This is a genomic window from Paenibacillus xylanilyticus (genome assembly GCF_013359935.1).
In the GTDB taxonomy this organism is placed as follows: domain Bacteria; phylum Bacillota; class Bacilli; order Paenibacillales; family Paenibacillaceae; genus Paenibacillus; species Paenibacillus xylanilyticus.
Map to the genome: position 1 here is coordinate 23502 of NZ_JABMCB010000198.1, position 22778 is coordinate 46279.

At 48.0% G+C, this 22778-nt stretch carries 24 protein-coding genes; 23 read left to right on the plus strand and 1 reads right to left on the minus strand.

The genetic code is table 11. The features are described 5' to 3' along the window. The first annotated feature begins 45 nt into the window (after positions 1–45). The 3 genes from HP552_RS23595 (at position 46) to hbs (ending at position 3037) form a co-directional block, all read left to right on the plus strand. The gene (locus tag HP552_RS23595; RefSeq protein ID WP_175397842.1) at positions 46–1563 is read left to right on the plus strand and encodes a sugar ABC transporter ATP-binding protein; all 1518 of its coding nucleotides are present in this window, start codon (positions 46–48) and stop codon (positions 1561–1563) included. Then, positions 1560–2546 carry an ABC transporter permease gene (locus tag HP552_RS23600; protein ID WP_154895605.1) on the plus strand — a complete coding sequence of 329 codons (987 nt, stop codon included), beginning with the start codon at positions 1560–1562 and terminating at the stop codon, positions 2544–2546. The genes HP552_RS23595 and HP552_RS23600 overlap by 4 nt, the downstream gene beginning before the upstream one ends. A gap of 218 nt (positions 2547–2764) precedes the next feature. Next, entirely contained in the window at positions 2765–3037 is a 273-nt protein-coding gene (gene hbs / locus HP552_RS23605; RefSeq protein ID WP_024630670.1) for a non-specific DNA-binding protein Hbs, read from the plus strand. 66 nt (positions 3038–3103) lie between these two features. On the opposite strand, the gene HP552_RS23610 is transcribed toward hbs, so the two are convergent. Continuing rightward, positions 3104–3265, minus strand: a complete 162-nt coding sequence (locus tag HP552_RS23610) for a hypothetical protein (RefSeq protein ID WP_175397843.1) — start codon at positions 3263–3265, stop codon at positions 3104–3106. 149 nt (positions 3266–3414) lie between these two features. Here HP552_RS23610 and mtrB point away from each other — a divergent pair, with 149 nt between their 5' ends. The 20 genes from mtrB (at position 3415) to HP552_RS23710 (ending at position 22199) form a co-directional block, all read left to right on the plus strand. Beyond that, entirely contained in the window at positions 3415–3636 is a 222-nt protein-coding gene (mtrB, locus tag HP552_RS23615; protein WP_095292880.1) for a trp RNA-binding attenuation protein MtrB, read from the plus strand. A gap of 205 nt (positions 3637–3841) precedes the next feature. Then, positions 3842–4393, plus strand: a complete 552-nt coding sequence (locus HP552_RS23620) for a hypothetical protein (RefSeq protein ID WP_175397844.1) — start codon at positions 3842–3844, stop codon at positions 4391–4393. Positions 4394–4494: 101 nt separating this feature from the next. After that, positions 4495–5358, plus strand: coding sequence for a heptaprenyl diphosphate synthase component 1 (locus tag HP552_RS23625; protein ID WP_175397845.1), 864 nt, complete (start codon positions 4495–4497; stop codon positions 5356–5358). 11 nt (positions 5359–5369) lie between these two features. Beyond that, complete coding sequence (locus HP552_RS23630) at positions 5370–6098, plus strand: demethylmenaquinone methyltransferase (protein WP_175397846.1); 729 nt, start codon at positions 5370–5372, stop codon at positions 6096–6098. Then, the gene (locus tag HP552_RS23635; RefSeq protein WP_175397847.1) at positions 6091–6957 is read left to right on the plus strand and encodes a UbiA-like polyprenyltransferase; all 867 of its coding nucleotides are present in this window, start codon (positions 6091–6093) and stop codon (positions 6955–6957) included. Before HP552_RS23630 ends, HP552_RS23635 begins: the two co-directional genes overlap by 8 nt. Positions 6958–6959: 2 nt before the next feature. Continuing rightward, entirely contained in the window at positions 6960–7577 is a 618-nt protein-coding gene (locus HP552_RS23640; RefSeq protein ID WP_175397848.1) for a UbiX family flavin prenyltransferase, read from the plus strand. Between the two features lie 336 nt (positions 7578–7913). After that, on the plus strand, positions 7914–8888 hold the full coding sequence (locus HP552_RS23645) for a polyprenyl synthetase family protein (RefSeq protein WP_175397849.1): 975 nt from the start codon (positions 7914–7916) through the stop codon (positions 8886–8888). A 154-nt stretch (positions 8889–9042) separates the two neighbouring features. After that, positions 9043–9486 (plus strand): nucleoside-diphosphate kinase, encoded by a 444-nt coding sequence (gene ndk, locus HP552_RS23650; protein ID WP_175397850.1) that lies wholly within the window; start codon positions 9043–9045, stop codon positions 9484–9486. A gap of 24 nt (positions 9487–9510) precedes the next feature. Then, positions 9511–10302, plus strand: a complete 792-nt coding sequence (locus tag HP552_RS23655; protein WP_175397851.1) for a CheR family methyltransferase — start codon at positions 9511–9513, stop codon at positions 10300–10302. A gap of 243 nt (positions 10303–10545) precedes the next feature. After that, entirely contained in the window at positions 10546–11715 is a 1170-nt protein-coding gene (aroC, locus tag HP552_RS23660; RefSeq protein WP_175397852.1) for a chorismate synthase, read from the plus strand. Between the two features lies 1 nt (position 11716). After that, complete coding sequence (gene aroB, locus HP552_RS23665; RefSeq protein ID WP_175397853.1) at positions 11717–12814, plus strand: 3-dehydroquinate synthase; 1098 nt, start codon at positions 11717–11719, stop codon at positions 12812–12814. 2 nt (positions 12815–12816) lie between these two features. After that, the gene (aroH, locus tag HP552_RS23670) at positions 12817–13194 is read left to right on the plus strand and encodes a chorismate mutase (RefSeq protein ID WP_175397854.1); all 378 of its coding nucleotides are present in this window, start codon (positions 12817–12819) and stop codon (positions 13192–13194) included. Between the two features lie 510 nt (positions 13195–13704). Continuing rightward, complete coding sequence (gene trpE, locus HP552_RS23675; RefSeq protein ID WP_175397855.1) at positions 13705–15276, plus strand: anthranilate synthase component I; 1572 nt, start codon at positions 13705–13707, stop codon at positions 15274–15276. Positions 15277–15362: 86 nt separating this feature from the next. Beyond that, complete coding sequence (trpD, locus tag HP552_RS23680) at positions 15363–16385, plus strand: anthranilate phosphoribosyltransferase (protein ID WP_175397964.1); 1023 nt, start codon at positions 15363–15365, stop codon at positions 16383–16385. Further along, entirely contained in the window at positions 16375–17166 is a 792-nt protein-coding gene (trpC, locus tag HP552_RS23685) for an indole-3-glycerol phosphate synthase TrpC (RefSeq protein ID WP_175397856.1), read from the plus strand. The genes trpD and trpC overlap by 11 nt, the downstream gene beginning before the upstream one ends. Next, positions 17163–17900 carry a phosphoribosylanthranilate isomerase gene (locus HP552_RS23690; RefSeq protein WP_175397857.1) on the plus strand — a complete coding sequence of 246 codons (738 nt, stop codon included), beginning with the start codon at positions 17163–17165 and terminating at the stop codon, positions 17898–17900. The genes trpC and HP552_RS23690 overlap by 4 nt, the downstream gene beginning before the upstream one ends. Beyond that, positions 17897–19096: a tryptophan synthase subunit beta gene (gene trpB, locus HP552_RS23695; RefSeq protein WP_175397858.1), complete on the plus strand. Its 1200-nt coding sequence runs from the start codon at positions 17897–17899 to the stop codon at positions 19094–19096. The genes HP552_RS23690 and trpB overlap by 4 nt, the downstream gene beginning before the upstream one ends. Next, on the plus strand, positions 19093–19899 hold the full coding sequence (gene trpA / locus HP552_RS23700; RefSeq protein ID WP_175397859.1) for a tryptophan synthase subunit alpha: 807 nt from the start codon (positions 19093–19095) through the stop codon (positions 19897–19899). The genes trpB and trpA overlap by 4 nt, the downstream gene beginning before the upstream one ends. Before the next feature lie 77 nt (positions 19900–19976). Continuing rightward, the gene (gene hisC / locus HP552_RS23705) at positions 19977–21077 is read left to right on the plus strand and encodes a histidinol-phosphate transaminase (protein WP_175397860.1); all 1101 of its coding nucleotides are present in this window, start codon (positions 19977–19979) and stop codon (positions 21075–21077) included. 27 nt (positions 21078–21104) lie between these two features. Continuing rightward, a complete protein-coding gene (locus tag HP552_RS23710) occupies positions 21105–22199 on the plus strand; it encodes a prephenate dehydrogenase (RefSeq protein WP_175397861.1) in 1095 nt (364 codons plus the stop codon). Positions 22200–22778 lie beyond the last annotated feature (579 nt).

The window sequence follows — 22778 nt, forward strand, 5'->3', positions numbered from 1 at the left end:
TAAGGATAGCAAGACCCCTTAGGGGAGGGATTGGAGGTCGACATCATGACAACTGCGCCGATATTGCTTCAAATGGAACATATCCATAAGCAGTTTGCGGGCATTCCTGCACTTAAAGACGTTGATTTCACTGTAAAAGGTGGAGAGATTCATGCACTGCTGGGCGCTAACGGAGCAGGGAAAAGTACCTTGATGAAAATTCTCTCGGGTGCCTATCAGCTGGATCAGGGCTCGATTCGTTTAAACGGAGAGCATTTACGTCTGCATTCTCCCGGGGATGCCAAGGCAAACGGAATTCATTGTGTCTATCAGGAGGTGGATGCTGCACTGGTTCCCCAACTGACGGCTGCGGAGAACATTATGCTGGATCAATTGGCATCACCCGTTGGTGGATGGTGGAAAAGCCCCCGTAAGCTCCAGCAGCGGGCGCAAGAAGCGCTAAAGGAACTGGGGGCGAATATATCCGTTCAGAAAAAGGTAGCCGATCTGACACTTGCAGAAAAACAGATGATTTTGCTGGCGCGAATTCTGATCCAGGAGGCAAAGGTGATCATATTTGATGAGCCGACTGCTCCGCTGAGTCAGGAAGAAACCGATGCCTTTTTCCGGATTGTCCATTTGTTAAAAGAGCGGGGAGTGGCTTGCATTTTTATTACCCATCGTCTTGCCGAAGTGACGGGGCATTGTGACCGAGTGACTGTCATGAGAGACGGTCAGCATGTATTTACGAGTGAGGCACGCGGATTGACTGTGAACGATCTGGTCACACAAATGCTGGGCAAACCATTCGAAGAGGAATTTCCGAAGACAGAAGCACCTATTGGCGAGGTGCTGCTTGAAGCTCGGGGACTTCGCCGAGGGTTCAAGGTCAAAGGAGTGGACTTGTCTGTACACCGCGGTGAGGTTTTGGCTGTTGTGGGCCTGGTCGGTGCTGGTAAAACGGAATGCTCCCGCCTTCTGATTGGAGCAGACCGGTTGGAGGAAGGGGAAATCCGGCTACAGGACCGTCAGCTGCGTATTTCCCAGCCTGCGGATGCAGCAGCATTAGGCATCGTTTCCGTTCCCGAAGAACGCCGCAAACAGGGGATTCTCATTCAGGAAAATGTGGAACGGAATTTGAGTCTGCCTTTGCTTGGACGTCTTAGCACGTTCGGATTCGTCAGCCGGAAACAGGAGCGGGAAAATGCGGAAACGCTGGTCAAACAGCTTGGGATTAAGACGTCTTCGGTACGTCAGGAAGTGAAGTACTTGAGCGGAGGCAATCAGCAGAAAGTGGCTATCGGCAAATGGCTGAATGCGGATGCGGATGTTTTTATATTTGACGAACCAACCAAAGGTGTCGATATTGGTGCCAAAAGTGACATCTTCCGTATCATTAATGAGCTCGCTCTGGCAGGAAAGGCTGTCATCTATTTTACATGCGAACTGGACGAGGGACTCGGCATTGGGGACCGAATTGCAGTGATGTGCGAAGGGAAAATCGTAAAAGAATTTAAACGGGGCGAAACCAACCAAGAACAGCTGCTATACTACGCAAGCGGTGGACAAGAGGTGCAGACATGAAGGACAAATCAATGGATTTTGCGTTCCGTTATGGGGCAATTATCGTTATTATCGGAGTTATTGCTTTTTTTGGCATCAAATTGCCTTACTTTTTTACGTACAGTAACTTGACTGACATCTTGGGATCAATTTCAATCGTCACATTTGTTGCGATTGGTGTGACGTTATCTCTCATTGTGGACGGATTTGATCTATCGGTAGGCGCAACCGTCTCATTGACAACAGTCGTAACAGCTTCGTTAATGATTTGGTACCAGCAGCCTCTGGCTGTTGTCATCATTGTCCCTCTGGTGATCGGTGCAGTGATTGGTCTGCTGAATGCCTTATTGATCGTAAAATTGCGCATTCCTGATCTGCTGGCAACACTGGCGACCATGTATATTATCGGCGGGATCCACAAAACGTACGCACAAGGTTATACCATTTATAATCACATGCAATTTCCTGATGGCAGTAAGGCTGCCGGAGAGATGGACCCAACATTCCTTCTGATTGGTCAGGGAAAATGGCTTGGAATGCCCATTTCGGTCATTCTTCTGCTGATTGCAGTCATTGGTGTTCATATCTTTTTGACCTACACGAAATATGGGCGTCAAATGTACGTCACAGGAGGCAATGAAGAGGCTGCACGTCTATCCGGAATCAAGGTAAAAAAAGTGCGGACACTTGCTTATGTGGCAGCTGGCGTGTTTGCTGCAATTGGGGGAATCATCTATGCATCCAAAGTGGGTTCTGGGCAAATTGATGCTGGATCTCCGTTGTTAATGGAATCCGTAGCCGCTGTGTTTGTAGGGTTCTCTGTCTTTGGTGCGGGTAAACCTAATGTTATCGGAACCTTCATAGGTTCGGTCCTGATTGGTGTACTGGTGAATGGTTTGACGATGATGAATGTCCAGTATTTTACGCATGATATTGTAAAAGGCGGCGTCCTCGTTCTTGCCCTGGCAGTGACATTTTACGTGCTAAACCGCAACCGCACTTGAAATTGTGTGCTGTCTGTATTAGTATAAAATTTGTTCCGCGTCTGGAACGCGCTTGGTTTCAGGCGACATTCTGCCGGAAATGACTGTTGACCGCAGGCGGAGATTTGTGTTCATCACGCTCAAGATGTACGTAGATTTTTTGCGTATGAACGTATATTTCGCTATAAAACGGAAACACAGTATAACATTCAGGACATTGATTCAGGAGGTGAAAACAAATGAACAAATCAGACTTGATTACACACGTGTCTGAAGCGACTGAATTGTCCAAAAAGGATGTAACGAAAGCGGTTGATGCCGTATTCGAAGCAATCTCTGAGGCTCTTCAAAGCGGAGACAAAGTACAATTGGTTGGTTTTGGGAACTTCGAAGTTCGCGAGCGTTCTGCACGTAAAGGACGTAACCCGCAAACAGGTGAAGAAATCGAAATTCCTGCGAGCAAAATCCCTGCATTCAAACCAGGTAAAGCGCTCAAAGACGGAATTAAATAAGATTTCTACATATTCCATATGTCAAAGAAGAGACCGTGACTTGTTCACGGCCTTTTCTTTTGCCCTCTAACGATGTGCTCCACTGTTTTTTGTATCCTCAGGGTCATCCGGATGCTGTGCATAAGCGATCAAAACCAGGTCCTCTCCTGCTGCATCCGAAAGGTGCTGTTCTATTTCTTTTAATTGATGAATGTGCTCTTCTGTCAAAGCTGCAGGGGTGTACTTCATGCAGAGGCTCCTTTCTGTGCCATGTATTCTGTAGTATGACCCGGTTCACATAGAATATTGCAGCTTTTACAAGCGACACTCAGTTGACAAATGAATCAATCTTAATCATCATTAACGCTATTGAAGAACTAGGAGAGGGGACGTTACGTATGGACCATCCAACCGGCAGTGATTACATTGTCATTAAGGCAGAGGAGAACGGAGTTCAGGTTATCGGTTTGACTCGAGGTCAGGATACACGTTTTCATCATACCGAGAAGCTGGACAAGGGAGAAGTCATGATTGCCCAGTTTACCAATCATACTTCAGCGATCAAAATCCGGGGCAAGGCTACGATGATCACGAAGCATGGCCAAATTGAATCAGAATAAAAAAACAATACTTGAGGTTCTTACCAAATAGTCAGAGTACATTTAACCAAAGTCTTTCTGCGATATCAGGGAGTGGAGTCGTTGCAGCATATACTTCTGATATTTATGGGAAATTGCAGGCATAGCCTGCTTTTTTTCATTGTACAATGAGGTATGAGCCTTTACCGGACAGACTACACTAACAGGTATGGGCAGGGAGGCATTTATGAAACCGCGGATGATCGTGACAGCTTCGCTGCTGGCAACGGTTACGGCAGTTTTTCTGCTAGTTGCCGTGCAAACCTTACATATGCGAACACTGGGTGGAGAGCGGGCTCAGCCCGTCACTGCCGCTGAGCAAAAGCAGGAGTTGTCAGACGAGAATCTGGTAGATGTGCTGAGCTCCATGCATTTAACTACACCGATTGCAAAAGTGGAGTGGAAGCAGTCTATTCTGAAACTCGATTTGAAAGTGACCGGGACCGAAACGAGTTACACCGAGATTTACGCCAACATGGCGGCAGTAGCCGAGCTTGGATTTCACAGTCTTGATAACGTGGAGCAAGTTTTGCTGCGTGTAATGGCAGAGGATGAATGGCTGCACAAAAGACATTTGCTGCTGGCTGCTGATATTCGGAGAAATGAATGGCCAACGGATGCCATTGACGCGCTGCGAAACTGGAAAAGCCCTGTCATATCTGGTGAATTAAAAGAATGGTTTCATATTATGGAGACCGACCTGTGGAAGAAGCAATTCGAAATGTTGAACGAAGGTTAATAGAATAGCAGGATTCAGTGCGTGGCCGAACAACATATGCTATAATATATAAGATTGTAGTGCAGAAATGGTTTAACAATGCAAAGGCTCGGAGGCTGAGAATGAACTCATATCGCGTACCCCAACTAGCAAAAAAATATACGGATTACGACATGATTCGACAACATACGGAAATACCACCGTTTCCGGATAGCCGGGCTCGTCTGCTGCAGGTGTTTGTGGGCCGCACAGATGAAAAGGGGCATGATGAGCTGTATGCTCTTGCAACCTCGCTCGTCCAGCTGGCGATGGATACGCATGATCGAATTGATACGATCTCCGGGGATCGGAAAGAGCAGGAGATGCGTTCGCGTCAGTTGAATGTGCTTGCTGGTGATTACTTGAGCAGTCGATTTTATCAGCTTCTTGCTCATGCTGGTCGGATTGAAATGATCGGCAAGCTCAGTGGTGCAGTATCTGAAGTCAACGTACGCAAGATGACTCTGTATGATCGGATGAAAAAGCTTCTCGTTTCGGCTGAAGAATACTTGCGTGAAACGGTACAGCTGAAGATGCAGCTGTTTCTTTCTTTTGCGGACATGATTGGAGAAAAGGAACAAAAGCTGTGGGAAAGTCTTCTTTCTGAATTTAGCTTGTGTGAAACCGTTGTGGAAGAACTGCAGCGGATCAGTAACGAGAAGAGCTTTAATCATAGCTATGCCTTCTGGTATATATACGAGCAAGGCAATGAAGACGAGCGAAACATCCTTCGCCAGTCAGAGCCTGATGCGCGGGCATATGGCGGCATGGTACTCAAATATCGAATGGATGAGATTTTGCTGGACAGGCTTCGTGAGAGTACACACCGCATACAGCTGTTACTGCAGGAAGAGAACGATCAGCGGGGGCTACATGATGTGCAAGCCATCCTGGAAACCTATCTGGGTTATCTAGAGCCTTCGCATGCAGCAGTAAGGGAAGATTGAGGGGGAGACAAATGGGGAGCGCAGAGACGAAACCGAAAGAAGAGTTTGTCCATTCGGTTTTTCAAAGTATAGCCGGAAAATATGATGTTATGAATGACATCCTGAGTTTCCGCAGGCATAAGGCCTGGCGCAAATTCACGATGAAAAAAATGAACATGTCCAAAGGGGATACAGGGCTTGATCTGTGCTGTGGTACCTGTGACTGGACCCTCGCCATGGCAGAGGCAAGTGAAACGGGTCACATGCACGGGCTGGACTTCAGCAGCAATATGCTGGAAGTTGGACAGACCAAGGTGACTGCAGCAAACCGTCAGAAGCAGATAACCCTTGTTCAGGGGAATGCAATGTCACTTCCTTTTGAGGACAATTCATTCGACTACGTAACCATTGGGTTTGGTCTTCGTAACGTGCCTGATCTGAGACAGGTACTGTCCGAGATGAAACGCGTAGTAAAACCGGGTGGCATGGTGGTGTGTCTGGAATTGTCCAAGCCAACCTGGCAACCGTTTAAAGGCATTTATTATTTTTATTTTGAACAAGTATTGCCGAATCTTGCCAAGTTGTTTGCCAAACGTTATGAGCAGTACAAGTGGCTGCCGGATTCATTGGCATTATTTCCGGGAAGGAAGGAACTGGCCCACATTTTTGAAGAAACCGGATTGCAGCAAGTGCAGGCCTATCCTCTGACCGGAGGCATCGCGGCACTGCATATTGGAACCAAGGAGAATCAGCATGTTTAGGAAAATTCGCATCTTTTTAGAAATGATCAAGATTGAACATACGCTTTTTGCTTTGCCTTTTGCATTTATGGGTGCAATTCTTGGCTCTATGGTCGTGAACGATACGTTCCCAACCTGGATGCAGATTATGTGGGTGCTGCTGGCCATGGTAGGTGCACGCAGTGCGGCATTTGGACTCAATCGCATGATTGACCAAGCGATCGATGGCAAAAATCCGCGGACAGCAATGCGGGCCATCCCTGCTGGTTTGTTGAAGAACGGTGAGGTTGTCATCTTTATTGTTGTCTCATTTGTATTATTGTTCTGGGCTTCATCCAATCTTAATGTGTTATCAATGCAGCTGCTGCCAATCGCAGTATTTATGCTGGTATTGTACTCGTACACCAAACGATTCACATGGCTCTGCCACGTTGTTCTCGGGATGACCATTGGTCTTGCTCCGCTTGGGGGCTGGGTTGCTGTTACCGGTACAATGGATTGGACAGCGATTGTGCTGTACGTTACGATAGTGTTCTGGACCGCAGGGTTTGATATTATTTATGCTTGTCAGGATTTGGAGTTTGACCAGGAAGAGGGGCTTCATTCGATTCCTTCCCGATTCGGACTCATCAAATCATTGAACATTGCCAAGTTCTTTCATGTGATTACAGCCATCGGATTTTTGGCCCTTCTGTTGATGACAGATCTGAGCTGGTGGTATGGCGCAGGCATGCTGATCACATATGGTATTCTTTTCTATGAGCACTATATTGTTTCGCCTAATGACATGAGTCGTGTACAGACGGCTTTCTTTACCATGAATAGTGTACTGAGTCTGGTTGTATTTACGTTTACCCTGATTGATCTGGCGGTGAAATAGACATGCAACAGCTGGACAATAAACGACTTGTTGTCGGGATTACCGGAGCCAGCGGAAGTATTTATGGCATAAGACTGATTGAAACACTGCTGAGCCTCGATTACACTGTTCATCTGGTGATATCTAATGCGGGCTGGCGGGTACTAAAAGAAGAAATGGATTGGGATGTCACGGATCGTGAAGGCATGCTGGAAGAAAAATTTGGTGGCCTTGGCGGCTCGTGGATCTATCATCCTGTAAGTGATATAGGCGCTTCGATTGCAAGTGGATCTTTCCTGGCTGATGGCATGATTATCATGCCGTGCTCCATGGGAACGCTGTCCTCCATTGCGCAGGGGTCGTCGGATAATCTGATGTCCCGCGCTGCGGATGTCATGATGAAGGAGGCAAGGCCGCTGATTCTGGTCCCACGGGAGACACCTCTGCATGCGATCCATCTGGAGAATATGCTGAAGCTCTCTCGCCTTGGTGTTCGAATGATTCCGGCCATGCCGGCTTTTTATCACAAACCTCAGACGATGGAAGAGTTGATTATGTTTTTGGTAGGTAAGGTATTGGACAGCCTGCGCATTCAACATCAACTGTTTGCAAGATGGGGAGAACCGGATAAACGGGGCTAGCAAAGGTGTTCCTACAACGGATATTTATCCATGGGGGGCAACACACACAGGTCGCCCCGGAATCCCGGGGTATTGGTGAGCGCTGATGGTAGAGTCTCGGCGAAACCACAGCCTTGACCCATGCTCCGGCAACTTCTGTACTTTTTGTTTCAGAACAAGTCGCAGAGTTTAATTCCCGGGTGTCTGCCATGACACTCGAAGAAATGTGGTACGACTTAGAAGAAATCAAGCAGGAACGGCAAGCCCTGGTTTTCGTTATGCCTGCAGGCCCGACTTGCTGGAGGGGAAGGTAAGCATGGATTTATGGACTGATAATACGCTGACACGGGTGAACGAATGAAACTATTGGATATTTTCGGATTACTAAAAAAAGACATGGATTACATTGAGAAAGAATTGTATCGCAGCGTTCAGGGAGATCAAAAGCTGCTTAGCGAAACTTCACTTCACTTGCTCAAGGCAGGTGGGAAACGTTTACGTCCGGTATTTGTGCTGCTCGGCGGGAAATATGGTACATACGACATTGAACGCCTGAAGCTAATTGCGGTACCACTGGAATTGATCCATTCAGCTTCCCTGGTACATGATGATGTCATCGACAATGCGGAAACGCGGAGAGGCAAACCAACGGTCAAGTCCAAATGGGACAATCGGATTGCCATGTACACCGGTGATTATATCTATGGAAAAGCACTTCAGTTGACAGCTGGTCTGTCCGAACCAGCCATTCATCGCATTCTCGCCAAGGCGATGGTGCAGATGTCCATCGGTGAGATGGAACAGATTCGCGACTTTTTCAACACAGGACAAAGTGTTCGTAACTACTTGCTGCGGATTCGCCGCAAAACGGCGCTTCTGATTGCAGTCAGCTGCCAGCTTGGAGCTCTAGCCACACGTGCACCGAAACATGTGTCCTCACTGCTCTACACTTACGGATATAATGTCGGTATGGCTTTCCAAATTCAGGACGATGTTCTTGATCTGGTGGGTACGGAGAAACAATTGGGCAAACCTCCAGGCAGTGATATGAAGCAGGGAAATATTACGCTGCCAGTGCTTTACGCTCTTCAGGAACCGGATCTTCGTGAGCAGCTGCTTCACGAGATTTCACGTGTTCAGCGTGAGGAGGGACGGGCAAGTGCTTCGGATGCAATTGGTATGATTCGCCAAAGTCAAGGAATCGCTAAAGCAGAAGCACTGGCTGACCGATATATGAAGAAAGCGCTCGATGCTCTGGATCAGCTGCCTAATATCAAGACCAACAAAAATTTGCGTGACATCGCACATTTTGTAGTCAAGCGTACTCATTAATAAGTAAACGAATCATGTTGCTTGCTGCTCGGGATTACTCCAAAGACATAGATGTGAGATTCCTCATTGGGAGGAAATGGACATGTATGTTACAATCAAAGTGATTGCGTCTACATAATGAACTAACTTTGAACCGTGAGTGAGGAGTGAGCGTATGGATCGTACATTTTTGATGGTGAAGCCGGATGGTGTGCAGCGTGGTTTGATAGGGCGTATCATTAGCCGTCTGGAAGACAAAGGGTTTAAAATGGTGGCAGGGAAACTGGTCCAGATGACTGAGGATCAGGCCAAACGCCATTATGCGGAACACGAAGGAAAACCGTTTTTCGATGATCTGGTGCAATTTATCACATCTGGACCTGTATTTGCGATGGTTTGGGAAGGCGACGACATTGTGGCACTTGCGCGCATCGTAATCGGCAAAACCAATGTGAAGGAGGCTGCTCCCGGTACAATCCGCGGAGACTTTGCGAGCCATACACCGCATAACCTGATTCACGGAGCTGATTCCCCGGAAAGTGCCTCTCGTGAAGCAGCAAACTTCTTTACTTCAGATGAATTGGTGACGTACGACAAGAGCATCGCAGCCTGGTTGTAATTTATTAGCCAGAAGGGTGATACGATGCTGGAGCAGGAACAACTAGACCCGGATTATGCCGGTTTTATTCGGAAAATCAAAGAGAGCACAGGCATTGATCTTGCTCAATACAAGGAAGGCCAGATGAAGAGACGGCTGACCACACTTCGCAACAAAAACGGGTTTCATACATTTTCTATTTTTTTTGATGCCATGCAAAAGGATAAATCTCTGTTTTACGAGTTTCTCGATCGTATGACGATTAACGTTTCGGAATTTTGGCGCAACCCCAACCGTTGGGAAGTGCTGCGTGACGAGATTTTACCTGAATTGATTGGTCCAAAGCGCCGAGTGAAGGTATGGAGTGCAGCCTGTTCTACAGGCGAAGAGCCATACACACTTGCGATGATCCTCGATACGATGGGAATCCTGAAGGACAGCTCCATTACGGCAAGTGACCTGGATGAAGGTGCGCTGGCCAAGGCCAAGGAAGGGCGTTATATGGAGCGCTCGCTCAAGGATGTTCCGAAAGAGACGGCCAATCGCTATTTCAAACAGGATGGCCTGGTATATCGAATCGATGAGAAACTTAAAAACTCAATCAAGTTCATGAAGCAAAATCTGCTGCTGGATCCATTTGACGATGGATATGATCTGATTGTGTGCCGGAATGTCATGATCTATTTTACCGAGGAAGCCAAAAACCTGTTGTATCATAAATTTGCAGCAAGTTTGCGTCCAGGCGGCATTTTATTTGTAGGCAGCACAGAACAGATCTTCTCACCCGGACAATATGGTCTGGAAACAGCGGAGACTTTCTTCTATCGCAAAAAATAATTCAAATGATTTCGATGACCGTCTGGATTGCACGAACAGGTGCCCAGACGGTTATTTACATTTATGGGTTAAGGAGTGAGCACCAGTACCCTCCAACCCGGGTAGCACAACCTGTTCGAAATTCATTTTTGGACAGGAAACGACCGGCTTTCTTGTCAAAGCGGGTCAGCTATACTATAATGAGCAAAGAAATTATGGGATTTTAGCAATGTGCAGTTTAACAGTTTAAAGGGGGAACGTATTATGAGTTTACGTTATTTAACCGCAGGGGAAACGCACGGACCCCAATTGACCGCAATTATTGAAGGATTGCCAAGCAATCTGAATATTGATTTTGAGGAACTGAACTTCCAGCTCCACCGTAGACAAAAAGGATATGGCCGTGGACGCCGGATGCAGATTGAGAAAGATCAGGCTAATTTCGTGGGCGGCATTCGTCATGGATATACAACTGGGGCTCCGGTAGCTCTGGTCGTTCAAAATAATGACTGGAAACACTGGCAGAACATTATGAACATCGAGCCAATTGAAGGCAGTGATGAAGAGAAACGCCGCGTTCATCGTCCTCGTCCTGGACATGCCGATCTGAACGGTGGGCTGAAATATAATCTGAAAGATCTCCGCAATGTTCTGGAGCGCTCCAGTGCACGTGAAACGACGGTACGTGTAGCTTGTGGCGCGATCGCTCGTCAATTCCTGGCCGAGTTTGGAATTAAGGTGGCAGGGCGCGTATTACGTATCGGTGAGATCGAGGCACCATATCAAGACCTGCCGATCGATGAACTGATTGAAGTCACCGAAGCTTCCTCGGTTCGCGTAACCGATGCAGAGACCGAGAAAAAGATGGAAGCCTACATCGACCAGATCAAGCAGGAAGGCGACTCCATCGGGGGAATCGTAGAATGTATTGTTGAAGGTGTGCCTATCGGTCTCGGAAGCCACGTACAGTACGACCGCAAACTGGATGCACGGATTGCTCAAGGTGTCATGTCCATTAATGCATTCAAAGGCGTGGAAATCGGTATCGGATTCGAAGCAGGAACGATTCGCGGTTCCCAGGTGCATGATGAGATTATTCACACGGAGGAACGTGGTTACCATCGGGCAACCAATCGTTTGGGCGGATTTGAGGGTGGTATGACCAATGGAATGCCGGTTGTGGTTCGTGGGGTAATGAAACCTATTCCAACTCTGTACAAGCCGCTTCAAAGTGTAGATATTGATACCAAAGAAGCCTTCACAGCTCAGGTAGAACGTTCTGACGCATGTGCTGTCCCAGCAGCAAGTGTAGTAATGGAACATGTAGTCGCATGGGAGATTGCCAAGGCATTCCTTGAGAAGTTCGGTGGGGATTCCATGGAGGAAATTCGCGCGAACTATAACAACTACAACGATCAATTGGAGAACTACTAATATGCGTCAGCTGACAGTTCAGTTGGAGGAACGCTCGTATCCCATTCTGATTGGCAGTGGTCTGCTGGCGGAGGCGCCGCAATTCTTTGAACAATACGGTTTGACGAAAAAAAGTCCGCTGCTTATTATTACGGATGAGAATGTGGCTCCCAAGTATTTGGCTGGTCTGGAACAAACGCTGCGAGCGGCTGACTATACAGTCGTTTCGGCAGTTGTTCCTTCCGGGGAAACATCAAAATCCCTTTCAGTGTATCAGGACATGATGACGGTCGCCATTGAAGGCAAGCTGGACCGGAGTTCGGCCATTATTGCATTAGGCGGAGGCGTTGTGGGAGATCTCGCTGGATTCGTGGCTGCTACATATATGCGTGGAATCAAATTTGTTCAAGTACCTACAACGATTCTTGCGCACGACAGCAGTGTTGGTGGCAAAGTTGCCGTTAACCATCCATTAGCCAAAAATATGATCGGTGCATTCCATCAGCCTGAGCTTGTGCTCTATGATGTGGATACACTTCAATCCTTGCCGCCGCGCGATGTTTCAGCTGGATTGTCGGAAATGCTGAAGCACGGGCTGATTCGGGACGAAGCTTTTGCACATTGGTGTGAAGAGCACGCTGAAGAGTTGCTCGGGCTTGATCCGGAAGCACTCGGTTACGGACTCGAACGCGGATGTGGCATCAAGGCGGAAATTGTGTCTCGGGATGAACGCGAAAACGGAGAGCGCGCACTGTTGAATTTGGGACACACCATTGGACACGCCATTGAGGCGATAGCTGGATACGGCGAATTTTTGCACGGCGAAGCCATTTCGATCGGTATGGCCGGATCGGCTTTGCTAGGTGAGAAGCTTGGTGCACCCGCGGGACTCTATGACGATACGGTACGCATGCTTCGTTCACTGCGACTACCGGTGACCATGCCCAAACATCTGGATACGGATGCGTTGATGGATGCCATGATGCATGACAAGAAATTCCGTGAAGGACATATGGTCTTCATTATCCCGGATCGGATCGGTGCAGCGAGAATTGTGAAAGACGTGCCCGTATCGGCAGTTCGGGATGTCATTGAATTGCTTAAAGAGGGAGCTGAATAGCGATGGTAACACGGGGAATTCGCGGGGCAACAACAGTCACGCAAAATAATGAAGAACAGATTTTGAAGGAAACGGCGGTATTGCTGCAGGAGATTGTAGACCGCAACGACATTCAACCGGAAGATATTTGCAGCGTCTGGATTACAATGACTGGTGATTTGGATGCAGCCTTTCCAGCGAAGGCGATTCGTCAACTGGATGGCTGGGAACTGGTGCCTTTGATGTGTGCACTGGAAGTACCTGTTCAAGGTGCTTTACCGCAATGTATTCGTTTCATGGTACATGTCAACACGGCCAAAGATCAACATGAAATGAATCATGTATACCTGAATGGTGCGCAGTCATTGCGCCCTGATTTGGCTGCACCTTCAAATTCATAAACATGGAGTGGTTGTCAAACCGTTCTGAATGATGTATAGTGAGAACCAGTTGAGTAGAGTATGAGTTGAGCTGAGAGCAGCTGAGATAGTGGAGTATATAGCAGAGTCCAGCGGGTGGTAGCCGAGTAACAATATCGGCCAACTGATTCGCGGTACGTCGTGCTACAGGATTAGAAGAAACAGGAACCACATATGAAACGTGTCCAGAGACACCGTTTTGTTTTGGTATAAGCTCGTTATGGCTACCTTTCCATTTCACATTTGTAATGGAAATCGTGACGCATGAGGGTTTGTGATACCATTTTCAAGACGTGCTGGTTGGTGGATGTATGACGTTCATACGTGAGACTGATCTGATAATCCGGCGTGGATGTATAGGGACTTGTTATTTATGAAGCACGAACCTGTTGAAAACAGCTTATAAACCAGAACCTCTACCTGATGGTAGAGGTTTTTTTGTTGTATATAACCCATGACTTCCTTCTACCTAATCTGAAAGGACGTGATCTGATGATAACGCCAAACGTTAATCAAGTACTGAAAATGTCGAATGAATATAATCTGATTCCGGTAGTCAAACGGATATTGGCTGACATGGAGACCCCCATCCGAATTTTCCGCCGTTATGCTGACAACGACCGGGCATTTCTGCTTGAAAGTGTGGAGGGCGGCATTCAATGGGCGAGATATTCTTTCATTGGTACCGATCCGTTCCTGATGATTTCGGCCAAAAAGGGCCGGATTGTAGTGGAAGAAGCAGGCCAGAAGCGTGAACTGCCAGGCAAACCGATTGAAGAATTAAAAGCGCTGCTGCGCAAGTATCGTAGTCCCAAAGATGATGAACTGCCTCCATTTACAGGCGGGGCGATTGGCTTTTTTGGATATGATCTGCTGCAGTATTATGAGAAGCTTCCAGCCCATGCCCTGGATGATCTGAATATGGATGATATTCGTTTCATGTTTTGTGACCAGATTATCGTGTTTGACCATGTGAAACAGCAAATGCTGCTTGTTGGAAATGTGCACGTAAAAGAAGGGGCAACGGATGAGGATATCAGGCAAGCCTACGCAGCGACTTCAGAAAAGCTCGAACAGGCCGCAGAGCGTTTGCAGCAGCAAGGACCAGGGGAAAACCTGAATCCGCGATCCATACCGGGAGACGTTGATCTGGGGGATATTCGTTCGAACCTCACGAAGGAACAGTTTATCGGCAATGTGGAGCAAGCCAAGGAATACATTCGTGCTGGTGATATCTTTCAAGTCGTATTGTCCCAGCGCTTCCACATCGATACCGAAGTTTCTCCGCTTCATGTGTATCGTGTTCTTCGGACATTGAATCCATCACCGTATATGTATTATCTGAAAATGGATGACGAAATTATCGTTGGAACCTCACCAGAGGCACTGGTTAAGGTGGACGGGAATCGTGTGGAGACACGACCGATTGCCGGCACACGTCCAAGAGGAGCGACCGAAACGGAAGATCGCGCACTTGCAACCGATTTGCTGCAGGATGAGAAGGAACGAGCGGAACATCTCATGCTGGTAGATCTGGGGCGCAACGATCTGGGCCGGGTATCCAAGTTTGGTAGCGTGAAGTGTGACATGTTCATGGAAATTGAGCGTTACTCCCACGTTATGCACATGGTCTCGAATGTCACGGGTGAGCTCAGGGAAGACAAGGATTTCTTCGATGCATTTCTCTCCTGCCTTCCTGCAGGAACGGTATCCGGCGCACCGAAGCTGCGTGCGATGGAAATTATTGCAGAGCTGGAAAAAGAAGCGCGCGGTGCTTATGCAGGCGCTATCGGATATCTTGGTTTCTCGGGAAACATGGATTCCTGCATAACGATCCGGACCATCATTTTCAAAAAAGGAAAAGCATATGTGCAGGCCGGAGCAGGAATCGTTTGGGATTCGGTACCTGAGAATGAATATGAAGAAACCGTCAATAAGGCGAAAGCATTACTTAAGGCCATTCGTACAGCAGAAGCGATGTTTCCGCCTAAAGAGAAGGATAGCACCCTTACACTTGCCAACGCAGACTATTTTGTAACTTCAGCCACTGCTGCACAGAACTGAGAGAGGAGAGACCGGATATGAATATGAACCCAGTGATAAATGAAGAATCCAAGCGATCTGCATCCGCAGATAGCCAAACCGAAGGGATGAAGGAAGGCCTTGCCAAAATTTTGGAGGGCAACCACCTCGAACAGGCGGAAGCACGTGACTTGATGTACTCGATCATGAGAGGTGAAGCTACTCCGGCTCAGATCGGCGGGTTGCTTATGGCTCTTCGAATGAAGGGGGAAACGGTGGACGAAATCACCGGTTTTGCCGAAGCGATGCGCGGACAGGGTGGTCGAATACTTACTGACGGAAGCGGTTTGTTGGATACTTGCGGAACGGGCGGATCGGGTATTCACAAGTTCAATATTTCAACAGCCTCAGCCATTATTGCAGCAGCAGTCTCTGTTCGTGTAGCGAAACATGGCAATCGATCCGCTTCAGGTAAAGCTGGCAGTGCGGATGTGCTGGAAGCCTTGGGTGTCAATATTCATCTTAATGGAGAACAGGCGAGACAATGTCTCGATGAAATCGGCATTTGCTTCTGTTTTGCTCAAGTGTACCACCCGTCCATGAAACATGCGGCTGCCCCGCGCAAAGAGCTGGGTGTACGTACGATTTTCAATATGCTTGGACCTCTCACCAATCCTGCGGGGGCGGATCGTCAACTGCTCGGGTTGTATGACCGCAGCCGCACGCCGATGATTGCTGAAGTACTTAATCGCTTAGGTTTAAAAAGAGCACTCGTAGTTGCCAGTCATGACGGGCTGGATGAAATCAGCATATCCGCACCCACTCAGGTATCCGAACTGCGTAATGGTGAGGTTCATACGTATGACATTGATCCGCGGAATATGGGCTTGTCTCTTCATCCACTTGAAGCAGTTCTTGGAGGAGATGCTCTCCAGAATGCCGAAATTATAAAACGAATCTTCCGCGGGGAACGGAGTGCCTACCGTGATGTCGTTCTTTTAAATGCAGGAGCGTGCATCTACCTGTCAGGTCTTGCAGAGACCATTGCAGAAGGTGTATCCATGGCGGCAGATGCTGTGGATTCAGGCAGGGCAGCGATGAAACTGGAACAGTTAATACACACAACGGAGGCGTACAGTCATGTATCTTGATCGAATCGTAGCAACGAAACAACAAGAAGTTGAAGTATTGGCTCAAACGTTTCATATGGATGAGGCCTTGAAGGCAATCGAAACACTGCCGGCTACTCGTGGGTTTGAGCGGGCATTATCGAAGGAACGGAACCGGAGACTGGGTCTTATAGCCGAAGTGAAGAAGGCTTCACCATCCAAAGGGCTCATTCGTCCGGATTTCCATCCGGTAGAAATTGCCTCCGCTTACGAACGGGCAGGGGCGGATTGCATCTCTGTACTGACAGATGTCTCCTACTTCCAAGGTAGTGGAGAATATTTGCAGGCCATTCATCAGTCTGTAAATATTCCGCTGCTGCGTAAGGATTTTATTATTGATGAGCGCCAGATCGCCGAGGCAAGGCTGCTTGGTGCAGATGCCATTTTGCTAATTGCAAGCATACTGACACCGGAGCAGATCCGTCAGTATCTGTTATTTGCTAAAAGCATTGGACTGGATGCCTTGATTGAAGTACACGATCGCACCGAACTGGAGCAGGTACTGGAGATACCGCAGGCAACTCTTGTTGGAATCAACAACCGCGATCTGAAGACGTTCGAAACCAGTCTGAGTACAACGCTTGATCTGATGGAATTGATTCCGGATGGTGTAACGTTAATCAGTGAGAGTGGAATTGACGGTCCGGAGCGTTTGGAATCTCTAATAGAGGCTGGTGTGCAGGGTATCCTTGTTGGAGAACATCTGATGCGCAAGGATGACGTGGAAGCAGCCGTCTATGAACTGATGGGGCCAAAAGAATGAATACTTTCAAGTATGACGGCACAGGCGGCAGAGATAACAGGCCGCCTAGGGAATCAGCAGCGGCAGTAAAAATTTGTGGACTTCAGGACGTTGAAGTGCTAAAATCGATGATAAACTTGCCGATTGATTACATTGGTGTAGTCTTTGCCGAGTCCCGTCGCCGAATCGAACCGCAAAAGGCAGCCGAGTTAAGAACGATACTAATGAACTGGACAGCGTTAGAGCGGCCGAAACTGGCGGGAGTATTTGTGAATCCCACGTTCGAAGAGCTCGAAGGTATCATGGAGGTGGCTCGCCTGGATGTCATCCAGTTGCATGGGCAGGAGTCTCCGGAGTTTTGTAGGCAGGTGAAGCAGCGCTTTGGCACCGAGGTGTTTAAGGCTCTTTCTTTTCCTAAGCATGAAACGGGAGCGGAAGCGAACGATACTGACGCGACGGTACTCGATCCTTATCTAGGCGTTGTGGATGCCATATTACTTGACACTTATGATCCACTGTACGGAGGAGGTTCCGGTAAAACCTTTGCCTGGGAACGTATCCCCGCTTATGCCGAATGGGCAGTTCAACATGGAATTATGTTGTTTGTAGCTGGGGGATTACAGCCGGATAATGTAAAGCAGCTGATACAGAACTATGCACCAGACGGCGTCGATGTTTCCAGCGGCGTGGAGTCTGATGGCGTGAAGGATATTGCAAAAATCACAGCATTTGTAGAAAGGGTGAAGCAGGCATGACACATCAATTGCCGGATCAACACGGTCGTTTCGGTCCCTTCGGAGGCCGCTTTGTACCCGAGACACTAATGAACGCTCTAATCGAATTGGAAGAGGCCTACGGTCGTTACTCTCAAGACGAGGAATTCAATAAGGAACTGAATTATTTGCTGAGCGAGTACTCCGGACGGGAGACGCCGCTGTACCACGCGGAACAATTGTCTCGCCATTTGGGAGGACCCAAGATCTACCTGAAGCGCGAAGATCTGAATCACACGGGTGCACATAAAATCAACAATGCGATCGGACAAGGTTTGCTTGCCAAACGCATGGGGAAAAAGAAAGTCATTGCCGAAACGGGTGCAGGACAGCATGGCGTTGCCACAGCGACCGTTGCCGCTCTACTGGGTCTTGAGTGCAAAGTATTTATGGGTGAAGAAGATACAGAGCGTCAACAATTAAACGTATTCCGTATGAAGCTGCTTGGGGCAGAAGTGATTCCAGTGACATCAGGCACACGAACGCTGAAGGATGCAGGTAATGAGGCACTTCGTTATTGGGTTAGCAACGTGGAGGATACGTTCTATGTTTTGGGCTCCGTTGTTGGCCCTCATCCATATCCCATGATGGTGCGTAACTTTCAACGGATTATCGGAGATGAAACACGCAGACAGATTCAGGATATCGAAGGGCGTCTTCCAGACGTTATCGTTGCGGCTGTCGGTGGCGGAAGCAATGCGATCGGCATGTTCTATCCGTTTATCGGAGATCAGGATGTGAAACTTGTGGGTGTTGAAGCTGCGGGCAAAGGTGTGGACACTGAATTCCACGCAGCAACCATGAGTAAAGGGACACACGGCGTATTTCAGGGTTCCATGAGTTATTTGCTTCAGGATGAATATGGACAGGTTCAACCGGCACATTCCATCTCTGCGGGTCTGGATTATCCAGGAGTTGGACCGGAGCATTCCTACCTGAAGGACATTGAACGTGCGAAATACGTACCGATTACAGACCAGGAGGCACTGGATGCGCTGCAATTGCTCAGCCGTACGGAAGGCATTATTCCGGCGCTGGAGTCTGCACATGCTGTTGCTCAGGTCGTTAAACTTGCACCTGAACTTACAGCGGATGATATCGTTGTCATCTGCTTGTCGGGCCGGGGAGACAAAGATGTTGAATCCATTTTGAAATATACGGGAGGGAATTTGAAATGAACCTGATGGACCAGGCCTTCCAGCGTTTAAAGGAACAAAATCGAACAGCACTCATTCCATTCCTGACCGTTGGCGATCCCGATGTGGAGACCACAATAGATATTATTAAGGAGCTTGAACAGGCCGGAGCGGACATATTGGAGCTTGGTGTTCCCTATTCTGATCCGCTTGCGGATGGTCCTGTCATTCAGCGAGCATCCGAGCGGGCCTTGAAAAGCCAGATTTCCATTCGTACCTGCATGGAAACAGCAGCCATAGCACGCGAGGCTGGAGTGAAACTGCCATTTGTGCTGTTTACTTATTACAATCCAGTGCTGCAAACCGGACTCGATCTGTTCTTTGATGAGCTTGTCAAACATGATATCAGTGGCATGATCATCCCTGATCTTCCGATTGAGGAAGCAGAGGATATGCGCCGCCGTGCGGACGCCGCTGGTGTGCATCTTGTTCCACTTGTGGCCCCTACATCCAACGCGCGCATTGAGCGCATCGTGACAGGAGCACGAGGCTTTATCTACTGCGTCTCTTCACTGGGTGTAACGGGGGAGAGAGCTTCCTTTTTCGATGGGGTGGAGAGCTTTATTGAAACTGTAAAAAGTTTTACAGACCTGCCGGTAGCGGTAGGGTTCGGCATATCGAGCCATGAACAGGTGGAACGGTTTTCCCGCATTTGTGACGGAGTTGTTGTGGGAAGCGCCATCGTCCGCCAGGTCGAAGAAGCCATTCCTCTTCTTGGGAATCCCGATACCCGTGAGACCGGACTTTTGCAAATTCGCAACTTTGTGGCACAATTAAAAGGATAGGGACATAACGACGTGTTATATTTCCCGGTACATGTTTCGGCATGTGATTTATAACTTAATTACAGGAGGCGGTCGGGTTGAAACCGAAATCCCAGATTGTCAATCTGCCTGTGTACCAACCGGGCAAACCGATTGAAGAAGTGAAACGTGAACTGGGGCTTGAGCAAGTCATCAAGCTGGCCTCCAACGAAAATCCATACGGCAGCTCTCCTGCCGTACTGGAAGCCATTACGAGAGAATTGGCAAATGTTAGCCTGTACCCTGACGGCAGTGCGGTAGAACTGACAGGGGTGCTGGCGAAGCATTTGGGCGTGGAACGGAGCAACATTATTTTTGGCTGTGGATCGGACGAGATTATAGCCCTGATTACCCGTGCCTTCTTCCTCCCGGGAGATGAGACCGTCATGGCGGATCAGACATTCTCCGTATACAAAAGCAATGCTGACATTGAAGGTGCTGTGACGATTGAAGTACCGCTTAAGGATGGAACCCATGACCTGTCTTCCATGCTTGCGCAAATTAATGACAGAACCAAGGTGGTATGGGTATGTAACCCGAATAACCCAACAGGAACGATCATCTCTGAACAGGAACTTACGTCATTTATGGATCGTGTACCTGCTCATGTCATGGTTGTGCTGGACGAGGCTTATTATGAATTTGTAACCGATGCGGATTATCCACAGAGTATATCGTTACTGGAACGTTATCCGAATTTGGTCATATTACGAACCTTCTCCAAAATTTATGGTCTGGCATCCCTACGCATTGGATATGGTATCGCGCGTCCGGAAGTAATCGATCTGATCAACCGTGTCCGTGAGCCGTTCAACACATCGCGTTTTGGTCAGGCTGCAGCAACAGCTGCACTTCTGGATCAAAAATTTGTTCAGGAATGTGCAGAGCTGAATGCATCTGAGCGTGATTTCCTGCAAAATGAGTTTACACGGCTTGGATTGCCATACTTTGCTTCGCAAGGCAACTTCATCATGGTGGATCTGGATATGCCATCCAAAGACGCGTTCCAATCCTTGCTCAAACAAGGCATTATTGTGCGCCCTGGCTTCCAAGTCTATCCGACATACATTCGTGTGTCTGTTGGCACACCGGAGCAGAACCGTGCGTTTGTGAAGGCACTGGAGAACACGCTGGCTGAGAAGGCGATAACAAGCCCCTAATTACCGGCGATGAAAGAGTGAGGACCCATGAAACTAAAAATTGCAATGATTGGTGTAGGGCTCATCGGCGGTTCACTCGCGCTTTGCTTCAAAGGCAAGCCGGATGTTACCGTGATGGGCTATGCACATCTGCCTGAACTGAAGGACAAGTACATAGCGAGTGGCGTAGTCGATGACGCTACACTCTCTCTGGAGGAAGCGGTACAGGATGCCGACTTTATTTTTTTGTGCGTGCCGGTAGGTTTACTTGAATCGTATTTTCAACAATTGGCCAAGCTGCCCTTGAAAAAGGGTTGTATCATAACGGATGTTGGCAGTACCAAAGCTTCGATCGCTGCCTGTGCGGAGCATATACGCATGACGGATGCCTATTTCATTGGCGGTCATCCCATGGCCGGTTCTGAGCGTGCTGGCGTGGATGCGGCTTCGGCTGTGCTTTTCGAAAATGCGTACTATGTTTTGACTCCGTCCGCTCATGTCCCGGAAGAGGCTTACTCCCGTCTGTCCGAACTTCTAGCGTACACGCGAGCACAGATCGTTCGGGTTGAACCTCTGCTGCATGATGATATTGTGGGGGCTATCAGCCATTTGCCACATGTCATTGCGGTTGCACTTGTGAATCAGGTGCGTGAATACAACGAATCAAACCCGCTGTATAAAATGCTGGCGGCAGGCGGATTCCGTGATATTACAAGGATTGCTTCCAGTGATGCGATCGTATGGCGTGATATTCTGCTGAGCAACCGTGAAGTGCTCCTTGGTTTAATGAAGGACTGGAATAACCAGATGTCTGCCTTTACAGAGATGCTGGAGAACCAGAACGGTCAAGGGATAGAAGATGCGTTCCGTCAGGCCCGTGAGTTCCGCAGTGTACTGCCAGAACGTCGTAAAGGCATGATTTCACCGCTGTTTGATTTATATACCGATGTGCAGGATGCACCGGGGATGATTGGTAAGATCGCAACTGAGCTTGGAACACATGATATCAACCTGAGTAATCTGGAGATCATTGAGAACCGGGTTGATGTGCCAGGCATCATGCGTTTGTCCTTCCGTCAGGAAGAGGATATGGAGCGTGCGAAGTCTTTACTGGATTCCCTGGGATACCAGGTATGGGTGTAAGATAGAGGCAAAAAAAGAGGGCCGGAGCCCTCTTTTTTATGTCGACAACTTATTGTTAAAGTACGTTATCTGGAAAAGGGTAAAAAAAAGACCGCTTACATAAGCGGCCATTGCTCACGTGGAGCAATACAGTTATTGGATAGGAGTGGAGAGAAACCATACTGTACTTTTATTATATGTATACATTTTCATTTTGTCAACACTTTAAGTGAATCTGTTAAAAATAATAATAACTTACGTTAATTCAGGAAATAAAATCCTTCAACTCAGGTGTGAAAAAAAGATTAAAATTTTGAAACCTTTTTGAATCCTCGTACGTCTAATGAGTGTGCAATGTGCATTTTTGCCAAAATGGATTCTAATGGCGTCATATGAGCGCAATAAATTGCATAAGAATGACAGGTCGGGTTTTTATGATGCACAATAGATTTGCCAGGATGATGCTGACCGTTGTACAATAAATACTGTTAATGTAGAAACGTTGGGGAAATTGCCATTACATAGGGGAATTTGGCGTAGAGGCCTGAAGGGCCCTTACGCTGTTTTATGCGGTGAGAACCGCAACTTTTTTGTGCCTGT

Excerpts from the sequence above, each read along its gene's own strand:
- HP552_RS23595 (WP_175397842.1), top strand. The coding sequence starts at position 46 with ATGACAACTGCGCCGATATTGCTTCAAATGGAACATATCCATAAGCAG.
- HP552_RS23600 (WP_154895605.1), top strand. The coding sequence starts at position 1,560 with ATGAAGGACAAATCAATGGATTTTGCGTTCCGTTATGGGGCAATTATC.
- hbs (WP_024630670.1), top strand. The coding sequence starts at position 2,765 with ATGAACAAATCAGACTTGATTACACACGTGTCTGAAGCGACTGAATTG.
- HP552_RS23610 (WP_175397843.1), bottom strand. The coding sequence starts at position 3,265 with ATGAAGTACACCCCTGCAGCTTTGACAGAAGAGCACATTCATCAATTA.
- mtrB (WP_095292880.1), top strand. The coding sequence starts at position 3,415 with ATGGACCATCCAACCGGCAGTGATTACATTGTCATTAAGGCAGAGGAG.
- HP552_RS23620 (WP_175397844.1), top strand. The coding sequence starts at position 3,842 with ATGAAACCGCGGATGATCGTGACAGCTTCGCTGCTGGCAACGGTTACG.
- HP552_RS23625 (WP_175397845.1), top strand. The coding sequence starts at position 4,495 with ATGAACTCATATCGCGTACCCCAACTAGCAAAAAAATATACGGATTAC.
- HP552_RS23630 (WP_175397846.1), top strand. The coding sequence starts at position 5,370 with ATGGGGAGCGCAGAGACGAAACCGAAAGAAGAGTTTGTCCATTCGGTT.
- HP552_RS23635 (WP_175397847.1), top strand. The coding sequence starts at position 6,091 with ATGTTTAGGAAAATTCGCATCTTTTTAGAAATGATCAAGATTGAACAT.
- HP552_RS23640 (WP_175397848.1), top strand. The coding sequence starts at position 6,960 with ATGCAACAGCTGGACAATAAACGACTTGTTGTCGGGATTACCGGAGCC.
- HP552_RS23645 (WP_175397849.1), top strand. The coding sequence starts at position 7,914 with ATGAAACTATTGGATATTTTCGGATTACTAAAAAAAGACATGGATTAC.
- ndk (WP_175397850.1), top strand. The coding sequence starts at position 9,043 with ATGGATCGTACATTTTTGATGGTGAAGCCGGATGGTGTGCAGCGTGGT.
- HP552_RS23655 (WP_175397851.1), top strand. The coding sequence starts at position 9,511 with ATGCTGGAGCAGGAACAACTAGACCCGGATTATGCCGGTTTTATTCGG.
- aroC (WP_175397852.1), top strand. The coding sequence starts at position 10,546 with ATGAGTTTACGTTATTTAACCGCAGGGGAAACGCACGGACCCCAATTG.
- aroB (WP_175397853.1), top strand. The coding sequence starts at position 11,717 with ATGCGTCAGCTGACAGTTCAGTTGGAGGAACGCTCGTATCCCATTCTG.
- aroH (WP_175397854.1), top strand. The coding sequence starts at position 12,817 with ATGGTAACACGGGGAATTCGCGGGGCAACAACAGTCACGCAAAATAAT.
- trpE (WP_175397855.1), top strand. The coding sequence starts at position 13,705 with ATGATAACGCCAAACGTTAATCAAGTACTGAAAATGTCGAATGAATAT.
- trpD (WP_175397964.1), top strand. The coding sequence starts at position 15,363 with ATGAAGGAAGGCCTTGCCAAAATTTTGGAGGGCAACCACCTCGAACAG.
- trpC (WP_175397856.1), top strand. The coding sequence starts at position 16,375 with ATGTATCTTGATCGAATCGTAGCAACGAAACAACAAGAAGTTGAAGTA.
- HP552_RS23690 (WP_175397857.1), top strand. The coding sequence starts at position 17,163 with ATGAATACTTTCAAGTATGACGGCACAGGCGGCAGAGATAACAGGCCG.
- trpB (WP_175397858.1), top strand. The coding sequence starts at position 17,897 with ATGACACATCAATTGCCGGATCAACACGGTCGTTTCGGTCCCTTCGGA.
- trpA (WP_175397859.1), top strand. The coding sequence starts at position 19,093 with ATGAACCTGATGGACCAGGCCTTCCAGCGTTTAAAGGAACAAAATCGA.
- HP552_RS23710 (WP_175397861.1), top strand. The coding sequence starts at position 21,105 with ATGAAACTAAAAATTGCAATGATTGGTGTAGGGCTCATCGGCGGTTCA.